Raw genomic sequence first — 11,929 nt, 5'->3', positions numbered from 1 at the left:
TAATTATTTTAATAGTAGTTACCAAACAGAGCATAAATAAGCACCATAAAAAAGCCCTTTATGAAATGAACTTGATCATAAAAGGCCTAAATTTTCTTATATTTTTAAAATACAACCCTAAATTGAGGATAACTTGTAATGGCGAGCTGAAGAGCTCCCATAATCATAGCAAAAATACAAAGTACTATTACAATAATTATAGCCCCCGCATCATACATCATTTTTTCTTTCTTATTTATAATATATGAGACAATAATTTCTATTCCAATTGAAATCAAGATTACTGGCCAGAAAGACATTATAAACCTATAATCTATCATTTTAAATAAGCTGCTTATCAAAAACATTGTCCCAAATATAACGAGCATGATACCTGAAGTTAATGTGCCAACTCTTCTCCCCCTAATCATCTGTATCAACCTCTTTCTTCTTCCCCATAATAAGTTTTACTCCAATAACAATTATAGCTACACCTACAATCATCTGAGGGACAATTCCTGTGAAATTACTTATGATCTCATAGATTCTCGAATCTATATAGGGCTCAATAATAGGTCTTATATTGTCCCAAATAAGGTATATCCCCATGCAAATTAGCAGTATACCAAAAAATAATCTCTGCTTTTTAAATAAACTTTTGTCCCACTCGAACAATTTATCTATGGAAAATATATAATTGTCCTCTATATGCTCAAATTCTTCCTGAGGCATACTCTGTTTGTTTATACAGTCAAAAAATGAATAGAACCATATTAGTGGAAGAATGAACAAAAGTGGTCCTATATTAAGCCAGCTAGAAAAAAATATCACAGTAAAAAATACTGCCATAATTGACAATCCCATTTTCATAAACCCCATATACATATGTCCTGCGCCAGGCAGAAAAGAAAAAACTACAGTTAAAAAATTACTTTTTTTGGATTTCATTATCGAATACCTCCATATCAATTATCTTGCTAGTGAAATTTCCAAGTTCCATATTTATGGAATTCACCACTGTAAATTCAGGTGATTTTATTTTCATTGTCTTCACTCCGGTATTTGCCATAAAATTGAGAGCACTGGAAAAGACAAATACAAGTGCTATACAGGCTGCCATTGAAACCTTAAGTGCGTAGAAGAAAAACTGCCTACTCTTTTCATGTTTTCTATTTATCTTATTTTTTATCTCCTCCTCAAACCCACCTGGTACTTTCAAAAAATCGTCTTGAGCAAAACTATCTGCCAGCTTTTCTGCACATTTTTCACAATTTCCTATATGCTCTGATAAAATAGCAAGTTCTATATCACTTAAACTTCTCTCATTAAATTTTTTTAAAGCAGAATTTTTTATGTGGCCCTTGCTATTAAACAAATCATCACTCAAATCAACTCCTCCTTCCATAAAATTTTAAGAAGTTTTTTTGATCTGTATAATCTTGTCTGAAGTGTTTTCAAATTCTCTCCCGTATCTTTCGCCATATCTGAAAGCTTTATGTCTTTACAAAAATAATTTACCGCTACGGTTTTGTAAGGTTCTTTTAATCTGCTGCACAGCTTATATATTTTTCTGTCACTGTAGTTATTCAACATATTTTCTTCAGGAGAGCTTTTCGTATCCTCTATATATTTATAATCCTCGCAAGTAAGATCCTCCATTTTTTTGACAGGACTTTTAATATAATCCCTGCATTTATTCACTGCAATTTTCGCGACCCATGCTTTGAAATTCTTTCCATCAAATTTATTTAATTTTTCATAGGCAGTTAAAAAAGTCTGCTGAGCTATATCTTCTGCATCAAAATAATTTTTTGTAAAAGAAAAACAGATGGTAATGACTAGACCTTCATATTGTTTAATATATTTTTCAAATTGATTTTCTTGAATAATCATCACCGCCTTTTTTAGCCTTACAATAATACAACGATTTATAAATAAAAAACACTTCAACAATTCAATTTTAACGTAAAATATTTTTGATAATCTATAATTTTTATAATACCCATTTTATAATTCAAGTACAAATTATAATCTTCATTTGATTAGACATCTTCTGTTTTCCAACCTACAAATAATAAGAAATTATTGCTAGCCCTTAGATTACAACGCCTCCATAAATCTTGTACTATTTATTTGTCTATAATAAAAATCGACTGGAAAAGTTTCGTTAAAATCCTTTATTTATAGTACTTCAAAGGATATAATAGAAATGTAAAATGACTATTTTACACAGGTTGAACCTTAACATGAGATGTATTTAAATCCTTTCCTGCCAACCTGGTAAATGTAAGTGCCAACAGTTGAACCTTAACATGAGATGTATTTAAATCGTTTGTTCTCATTAGAATCTTTATAATTCGTTACAGTTGAACCTTAACATGAGATGTATTTAAATAAGAAAATTTTAGATATATAAGGAGGAAATAAAAATGTTGAACCTTAACATGAGATGTATTTAAATTACTAAAGGAATTCCCAATAAACATCAAGATAAAGTTGAACCTTAACATGAGATGTATTTAAATAAATCAAATTCATATTCTTTACTTTCAGTACTTTCGTTGAACCTTAACATGAGATGTATTTAAATAAATAACTTTCAGTTATCGGCACTGGCACTGGCACTGTTGAACCTTAACATGAGATGTATTTAAATAAATTGCATACTTTTTCTTGTTGCCTCGTTATCTCCGTTGAACCTTAACATGAGATGTATTTAAATGGTAACTGCATTCGTAACATTCCCCTGGGTACTAACGTTGAACCTTAACATGAGATGTATTTAAATTGTAAATTATATAATGAATAAAATATTTCATAAAAGGTTGAACCTTAACATGAGATGTATTTAAATTAGCAGATGAAAATAATTTATATCTGATGAAGAAGTTGAACCTTAACATGAGATGTATTTAAATGGGTTCTTCTTAATTTCCAATATTCTAAACTTCAAAGTTGAACCTTAACATGAGATGTATTTAAATTTATTCAATCTCTCTATCGTGTGGCTGCCATATCTCGTTGAACCTTAACATGAGATGTATTTAAATCCTTTGAAGTGAATTCATCCCATATTCCCATTGTCCGTTGAACCTTAACATGAGATGTATTTAAATTATTCATATTTTTGTGTCCTTGCTGCTTGCATGGTGGTTGAACCTTAACATGAGATGTATTTAAATAATTGTGCTGAACCTCTATATTGTCTAAATAAGTCCGTTGAACCTTAACATGAGATGTATTTAAATGTAATCCTACAGCAGCACCCAATATCTCTCCCCACCGTTGAACCTTAACATGAGATGTATTTAAATGAAAAATAATTTAAAGGAGATTTAAGCATGAATACAGTTGAACCTTAACATGAGATGTATTTAAATATACCGAAGTTGGAGAAGGCCTGGCCATTGCGGCAGTTGAACCTTAACATGAGATGTATTTAAATACAAACAAAAGCTGGCAATTCTGAAACAGTTGGAGCGTTGAACCTTAACATGAGATGTATTTAAATCTGCCGGGGCTCATTTAGTCGGTTGGTCTATTCAGTTGAACCTTAACATGAGATGTATTTAAATTTGCTATCGTTGTGATATTTTTGGTATTTGACTATTGTTGAACCTTAACATGAGATGTATTTAAATAAAAAGACAAGGGAATTGAAGATGAAGGAGTACGCAGTTGAACCTTAACATGAGATGTATTTAAATGTGGTCCAGTTCCCGTTCATGGCGGAAATAAATCCAGTTGAACCTTAACATGAGATGTATTTAAATCTAAACCATATACATAATCAGTCCATAAGCTGTTTTGTTGAACCTTAACATGAGATGTATTTAAATTGAGGTTCCTTATTTCAAAATGGCACAATGATTTAAGTTGAACCTTAACATGAGATGTATTTAAATTTTACATAAAAGTCTACTCTTATTCTCATAAAGTCCGTTGAACCTTAACATGAGATGTATTTAAATGTAGAATCACTTTCCTTCACAGCGTCTTCTACAGCTGTTGAACCTTAACATGAGATGTATTTAAATCCAAATGGCAAAAATCCAAAAAGGTAATAAAAGAGCGTTGAACCTTAACATGAGATGTATTTAAATGGCTGTAAGTTTTACCAACCAATTTATAAACTATGTGTTGAACCTTAACATGAGATGTATTTAAATTTCTCTTTTAATAGTTCTTTTATTTTCATATTATAAGTTGAACCTTAACATGAGATGTATTTAAATATGTCTATGGTCAATATCCCAAACAAGGCATCTGCGTTGAACCTTAACATGAGATGTATTTAAATTCTTTAATTTTACTGTTATCAATGGTTTCATCTGTGGTTGAACCTTAACATGAGATGTATTTAAATTCCTCATCATCACTTATAACATTTTCCGTAGTCAGTGTTGAACCTTAACATGAGATGTATTTAAATACGCTAAAAGTACAGGGGAAATATCTTTGAATGTAGGTTGAACCTTAACATGAGATGTATTTAAATTGTTTTATATAACCTCCTCTATATCCTTTGAATTTGTTGAACCTTAACATGAGATGTATTTAAATTATTGCTTTCCCTCCCAACTCTTTTTTCTGCTGTAGGTTGAACCTTAACATGAGATGTATTTAAATCGATATATTGGGTAAGGAGATGATATTATGAAAAAGGTTGAACCTTAACATGAGATGTATTTAAATCCTATTTAATTATACTAAAAAAGAGCACCTTAAGTAGTTGAACCTTAACATGAGATGTATTTAAATTAGTTGAACATAGGATAATTATTCCCATATTCGCGTTGAACCTTAACATGAGATGTATTTAAATGCACTAAACCTTTTATATCTTCTATGTTTATAGGTGTTGAACCTTAACATGAGATGTATTTAAATAGCACAGCCGACAACAATTAATTTAAATATGCAGCTGTTGAACCTTAACATGAGATGTATTTAAATGAAGTATACATTAGCACTATCTCTATTGTCCTTAGCGTTGAACCTTAACATGAGATGTATTTAAATTACATATGATACCATCTCCTTTACCCGATATATCGTGTTGAACCTTAACATGAGATGTATTTAAATGATACAATTTCTACGGAAAGATTAGTTGTACCATTGTTGAACCTTAACATGAGATGTATTTAAATATAACGACAATACGAGCACCGTATGGTGAAAATGAGGTTGAACCTTAACATGAGATGTATTTAAATTAACTACAACTTTTAGAAGAAGCAAATTTGAGTTTGTTGAACCTTAACATGAGATGTATTTAAATGTATAAAATACTTCTGTTGTAGTTTTGCCTTGCTTGTTGAACCTTAACATGAGATGTATTTAAATATCGCCACTTCTGGGCTTGTTTTAAGGCTTCATGGTTGAACCTTAACATGAGATGTATTTAAATTTTATCAGTATCAGTTTTCCAGCATCTACATCAGGTTGAACCTTAACATGAGATGTATTTAAATATACAAACGGTACACTTCCAGAAAAGATGGAAGAAAGTTGAACCTTAACATGAGATGTATTTAAATGTATAAATGTGAAAAAGAAAAGGAGGAATTATAAGTTGAACCTTAACATGAGATGTATTTAAATAAAGTGTTAAAGATGATATAGACCAAAGATGCTTTTGTTGAACCTTAACATGAGATGTATTTAAATTTTTCTATATTACTTTCAAATGTCCAACCTGTGCCCGTTGAACCTTAACATGAGATGTATTTAAATTCATCTTTTACTATTACGGCACCATATTTCCTGCGGTTGAACCTTAACATGAGATGTATTTAAATTACCAGGATAATTCTTTATTACAGTTTATAACCTTGTTGAACCTTAACATGAGATGTATTTAAATGCCTAAAGGTAAAACAGCCATATATGGGCTGTATATGTTGAACCTTAACATGAGATGTATTTAAATGGTTCTCTTTTATGCTGTCCTTCTATAAGAGTATTCGTTGAACCTTAACATGAGATGTATTTAAATTTGTCAGACCAATTGTAAGCGAAATTCCTTGGCAAGTTGAACCTTAACATGAGATGTATTTAAATATAGCACTTCTAAATAGCTCCTTATCTTCTTCCTTCGTTGAACCTTAACATGAGATGTATTTAAATTTATCTACCTGTAGGAAGTTTCAAAGGGCAGAAAAGGTTGAACCTTAACATGAGATGTATTTAAATTATTTTGCCCTGTATTCTATGCTGTAGTTAAAGCCTGTTGAACCTTAACATGAGATGTATTTAAATAGTATATAGCCACTTTTTTCTGAACCATGATACCCTTGGTTGAACCTTAACATGAGATGTATTTAAATCGCAGCATCCCTATGTTTGCATCTATAAGTTTATTAGTTGAACCTTAACATGAGATGTATTTAAATTTCCTGAAATTATCAACTAATCTCAATATGTTTCCACGTTGAACCTTAACATGAGATGTATTTAAATAAACTTTGGTATATTTGACAATTTAAAAGTTGTTGAGTTGAACCTTAACATGAGATGTATTTAAATATTTTCTCCCTCCTTCTTTGTAACTCTCATACAATCGGCTGAACCTTAACATAAGATTAGTTTAAAAAATATTTTGGAATTATATTAAATTTTATGCCGTCGACCATGAATAGAGTAAAAATTACCGGAGGTCGACGATTTTTATGTTTGCAGTTAATTAGCCGCCTGAGATTAATTTCTAAAACTTTTGTAGAAATATTTCTGAATATTGCATTTTTCTAGATGCTGATGTATTCTATATTTGATGGGATTTTAGACTACCTATAAGGAATTGAAACCTTTTTATAGGAGTTGTAATATGCTGGTTTATATTAGGATTTTAGACTACCTATAAGGAATTGAAACGCACTTGCAAATGCACAAATGAATTTAGATAAAGCTTGATTTTAGACTACCTATAAGGAATTGAAACTTGCCTTTTTTAATTCCATACATTACAGAGCCAGCCGATTTTAGACTACCTATAAGGAATTGAAACGCTTTTCCCCTGCCCCTATTTTGAGGTGGGGATATTTGATTTTAGACTACCTATAAGGAATTGAAACACCCTTGAGGAACAGAATAAAATAATATTGAAGCTTGGATTTTAGACTACCTATAAGGAATTGAAACTAGAACACATTTATATATTTTACATGTACAGGTGTGGATTTTAGACTACCTATAAGGAATTGAAACTAGAATACATTGTATATTTTGCAGTGTATTCGATTAAGGATTTTAGACTACCTATAAGGAATTGAAACAGAGGGAATACGCAGATAGCGTTGTCGCTACAATTGATTTTAGACTACCTATAAGGAATTGAAACCTGTCTCGTGACTAAAATTTGGGTCAAGGATATACTGATTTTAGACTACCTATAAGGAATTGAAACAATTCTGCTGCTACTGCAAGAATAAGAAACTATCTAGATTTTAGACTACCTATAAGGAATTGAAACTAGATAAAATTGCAAAAGCTTTAAATGTATCTCCTGGATTTTAGACTACCTATAAGGAATTGAAACTATCAACATTGTAAACTGGAAAAGCTGTGGGACCGGCGATTTTAGACTACCTATAAGGAATTGAAACCCAGTTTTAAAGGCATCACCTATCAATCCTATGGCTCTGATTTTAGACTACCTATAAGGAATTGAAACAAGCTATAGAAAAAGATAGAGATGCTATGCAATCCAGATTTTAGACTACCTATAAGGAATTGAAACTTGATTTTACAGCCCTTTTTAAGAGATCATCTCTTTTGATTTTAGACTACCTATAAGGAATTGAAACCCTTTAAATTTAACTATATCATCATGTTGATCGTCGATTTTAGACTACCTATAAGGAATTGAAACTCCTATGGCGTGGTATAAGCTTGAAGATATAGCAGCGATTTTAGACTACCTATAAGGAATTGAAACCAGAAATAGAAGGAACGCCAGAGATGCGAGAAGATATGATTTTAGACTACCTATAAGGAATTGAAACTCTAATCCTTCTTATTGCGCCATTGATTCGTCTATAGATTTTAGACTACCTATAAGGAATTGAAACTCATTTTTTGTTGACTATCTGAAAATGTAACGCCTGAGATTTTAGACTACCTATAAGGAATTGAAACACTTGTATCGTATGGCAATAATCAGACAATGTATGTGATTTTAGACTACCTATAAGGAATTGAAACAGCAATTCAGCAAAAATGATTGTGTACCAATTCAGTGATTTTAGACTACCTATAAGGAATTGAAACTTATTTTTTGAAAACAAGAATAGAATATTAAAAATTCGATTTTAGACTACCTATAAGGAATTGAAACTAGCATCATATCTAGGTCTATATTCCTTTACTTCCTTGATTTTAGACTACCTATAAGGAATTGAAACCTGTATCCATCAGATTTATACTGGAGTCTATAATTAAGATTTTAGACTACCTATAAGGAATTGAAACCTTTTATCCGCACGGTTGAAACACGCGTATAGCTGTGATTTTAGACTACCTATAAGGAATTGAAACAAGAAGTGAGGAGGCATAAACTATGATTATATGGTAGATTTTAGACTACCTATAAGGAATTGAAACTAACGTGAAATGAAGGAAGGAGGTCATAGAATGGCTAGGATTTTAGACTACCTATAAGGAATTGAAACAAGAAGTAAAAGTAAGACAGCCTATCGAAACCAGAAGGATTTTAGACTACCTATAAGGAATTGAAACTTTGCAGAACCAAGGCCACCCACTAAAATTCCATTAGGATTTTAGACTACCTATAAGGAATTGAAACTCATTTATCTCTACGCCATAATCACTGGCAGCTAAGATTTTAGACTACCTATAAGGAATTGAAACTTTCCTTCGCATTTAGTTTAGAATTTTCATCCTTCCAGATTTTAGACTACCTATAAGGAATTGAAACTATGTCAATGCCCTTATCTGCGCATCTGTCATCTGAGATTTTAGACTACCTATAAGGAATTGAAACCTATCTGGAGATGAAATTAGCCAGTTACCGAACCTGGAGATTTTAGACTACCTATAAGGAATTGAAACGCGGCTACGAGATCATCAAAAGTTAGTTCCTGCTGTGATTTTAGACTACCTATAAGGAATTGAAACTAGAAACAGAAATATCTATAGTTTTAGCTGCGGGGCGATTTTAGACTACCTATAAGGAATTGAAACAAAATTTTAGAGATGCAAAGAAAGCAATAGACGAAGGATTTTAGACTACCTATAAGGAATTGAAACTATGGAGAAGATTAGAAAATATTTTGGTTGGCAGTTGATTTTAGACTACCTATAAGGAATTGAAACTTCCTAGTGCAGCTGTAAGCCATGCACTTACATTTCCGATTTTAGACTACCTATAAGGAATTGAAACCTCTCTGCGTAGCAGTCTGTCCTGCAGGAAGCAGAAAGATTTTAGACTACCTATAAGGAATTGAAACTCTTCTAGGAGGATTCTTTGGGGTGGCAACACAAGGATTTTAGACTACCTATAAGGAATTGAAACCTTCCTCATTCATGGTCCCAATATTGACCAAATCAGATTTTAGACTACCTATAAGGAATTGAAACAGTATAGCAATATAATTCCCTCTATCCAGATGAATTCCGATTTTAGACTACCTATAAGGAATTGAAACAAAATATTGCAGGATAGTTTCCATTCATATAAACCTTGATTTTAGACTACCTATAAGGAATTGAAACCTTCTTCTGCCCGTATTTAATTTTGATAAATAATCGATTTTAGACTACCTATAAGGAATTGAAACTACAAGGCATTGAGTCAAAGATAAATGCAGTTAAGGATTTTAGACTACCTATAAGGAATTGAAACCATAACTCCATAAGCTCTATTGAGCCCATAATATCCCGATTTTAGACTACCTATAAGGAATTGAAACCTGTACCGTCTGTGTTGTGCAGAATACTAAAGGTTGGATTTTAGACTACCTATAAGGAATTGAAACAAAATAAGTTTGGTTCTAATATGGATCTTACAGCGTAGATTTTAGACTACCTATAAGGAATTGAAACCCAATAAATTGTCTCTTTTGACTATCAACATCGAAACCGATTTTAGACTACCTATAAGGAATTGAAACATAGACTTTCAATCCAAAATTATGCTAAGAATTCTATGATTTTAGACTACCTATAAGGAATTGAAACTAGAAACAGAAATATCTATAGTTTTAGCTGCGGGGCGATTTTAGACTACCTATAAGGAATTGAAACTCCTAATCACCATCTTTCAATAGTTCAGGATTTTCATGATTTTAGACTACCTATAAGGAATTGAAACTAGATGCTAAAAAGGCTATCAATGATGCAAAAAAAGATTTTAGACTACCTATAAGGAATTGAAACGTGGCATTATTATAAAATTTGACTAAAGAATGGAATTGGATTTTAGACTACCTATAAGGAATTGAAACTAAGTTTGACTTTGATAAGAACCAATTTGTAATTAAGATTTTAGACTACCTATAAGGAATTGAAACCTGACAAGTATGGTAAGCAAAGCACAGATAGAGCAAGATTTTAGACTACCTATAAGGAATTGAAACTACCTTTTGTACACCGAGAAGAGATAAAAGGATTCGCGATTTTAGACTACCTATAAGGAATTGAAACGCAGTTTCAGCGGCCCAAAAGATAGCCGCAGGGACAGATTTTAGACTACCTATAAGGAATTGAAACTATAATAAAAACGTTTGGTTTAGAAATAAAGTAAAGATTTTAGACTACCTATAAGGAATTGAAACATGTCAATGTGCCCGTGCCTTTATACCCCATGTATCTGATTTTAGACTACCTATAAGGAATTGAAACGTAAAAAAGCAAGAAGTATAGGACTTTATGACAAAAGGATTTTAGACTACCTATAAGGAATTGAAACTAAGTTTCTGGTATGTTCCCCTGTCAAAATCCACAATGATTTTAGACTACCTATAAGGAATTGAAACTAACTTCTACCGGTTTGTCAGGGCTATATTCACTTAGATTTTAGACTACCTATAAGGAATTGAAACCTATAAATTAGGTGATGGTGCTGTTGTTTGTAATGAGATTTTAGACTACCTATAAGGAATTGAAACAGAGATATAAGATTTAAGGCACTATATAACGTCAAAGATTTTAGACTACCTATAAGGAATTGAAACTGTGTTGCCGCATACTGGCGATACCAGTTTTCTTTCAGATTTTAGACTACCTATAAGGAATTGAAACTCAGAGAAAAAAAGTTTAGAAACAATAATAGATTTAGATTTTAGACTACCTATAAGGAATTGAAACTAAAGATAGCCAAAATATCAGCCTACAAAATTAAAGATTTTAGACTACCTATAAGGAATTGAAACCGGAATAAGTATCATCCCGCTGACATAGATGAAATTGATTTTAGACTACCTATAAGGAATTGAAACAGCTATGCCCTTTCCAGTATGCTATTCCTTATGAAGATTTTAGACTACCTATAAGGAATTGAAACAGTGGACTTCTGATTATAGCGCATTTGGAAAAGAAGATTTTAGACTACCTATAAGGAATTGAAACCAACATGTGTAGGTAATGTATTTTTTGTCATACTAGATTTTAGACTACCTATAAGGAATTGAAACGTGCAAGAAAAGTGCAAACTTTGTGCAAGAACTGTACAGATTTTAGACTACCTATAAGGAATTGAAACCTATCTGCAAGCTGACCGCATATATGCCGCTATCCAAGATTTTAGACTACCTATGAGGAATTGAAACTCATATATTGAGGGAATGAGTATTTTTGTAGTCATTATTACATTGCTTTTTTACAACTGTGAACTACCACCACTTATAGAAGTAGATGGCTTCTTAGTCAATATTCCTAATGGAACAAGTTTACCTAAGCTCTAAAGGTCGAACCAACCTCAGTGTATTAC

Annotated in this window: 4 protein-coding genes and 1 CRISPR repeat array; all 4 genes read right to left on the bottom strand. The window is 31.7% G+C overall.

Translation table 11 applies throughout. The features are described from left to right. Positions 1-104: 104 nt before the first annotated feature. Genes J5G60_RS12125 through J5G60_RS12110 form a run of 4 tightly spaced genes read right to left on the bottom strand, consistent with a single transcriptional unit; the run spans position 105 to position 1,875 of the window. Positions 105-410 carry a LiaI-LiaF-like domain-containing protein gene (locus J5G60_RS12125; protein ID WP_150358595.1) on the bottom strand — a complete coding sequence of 102 codons (306 nt, stop codon included), beginning with the start codon at positions 408-410 and terminating at the stop codon, positions 105-107. Then, complete coding sequence (locus J5G60_RS12120; RefSeq protein ID WP_150358594.1) at positions 403-927, bottom strand: EscU/YscU/HrcU family type III secretion system export apparatus switch protein; 525 nt, start codon at positions 925-927, stop codon at positions 403-405. Before J5G60_RS12120 ends, J5G60_RS12125 begins: the two co-directional genes overlap by 8 nt. Further along, entirely contained in the window at positions 908-1,366 is a 459-nt protein-coding gene (locus J5G60_RS12115; RefSeq protein ID WP_150358593.1) for a hypothetical protein, read from the bottom strand. Before J5G60_RS12115 ends, J5G60_RS12120 begins: the two co-directional genes overlap by 20 nt. Then, positions 1,363-1,875, bottom strand: a complete 513-nt coding sequence (locus J5G60_RS12110) for a sigma-70 family RNA polymerase sigma factor (RefSeq protein WP_229981838.1) — start codon at positions 1,873-1,875, stop codon at positions 1,363-1,365. The genes J5G60_RS12115 and J5G60_RS12110 overlap by 4 nt, the downstream gene beginning before the upstream one ends. A gap of 337 nt (positions 1,876-2,212) precedes the next feature. Continuing rightward, positions 2,213-6,577: a CRISPR direct-repeat array (repeat unit 30 nt; unit sequence GTTGAACCTTAACATGAGATGTATTTAAAT). Between the last annotated feature and the right edge of the window lie 5,352 nt (positions 6,578-11,929).

Source organism: Clostridium sp. HV4-5-A1G (assembly GCF_900184915.1).
GTDB classification, from domain to species: Bacteria; Bacillota; Clostridia; order Clostridiales; family Clostridiaceae; genus Clostridium_B; species Clostridium_B aromativorans.
The sequence above is the reverse complement of the archived record's forward strand: the minus strand, read 5'-3'. Positions and strand labels throughout refer to the sequence as shown.

What these genes read in the sequence shown, in the direction of transcription:
- J5G60_RS12125 (WP_150358595.1), bottom strand. Translation starts at nt 410, where the DNA reads ATGATTAGGGGGAGAAGAGTTGGCACATTAACTTCAGGTATCATGCTC.
- J5G60_RS12120 (WP_150358594.1), bottom strand. Translation starts at nt 927, where the DNA reads ATGAAATCCAAAAAAAGTAATTTTTTAACTGTAGTTTTTTCTTTTCTG.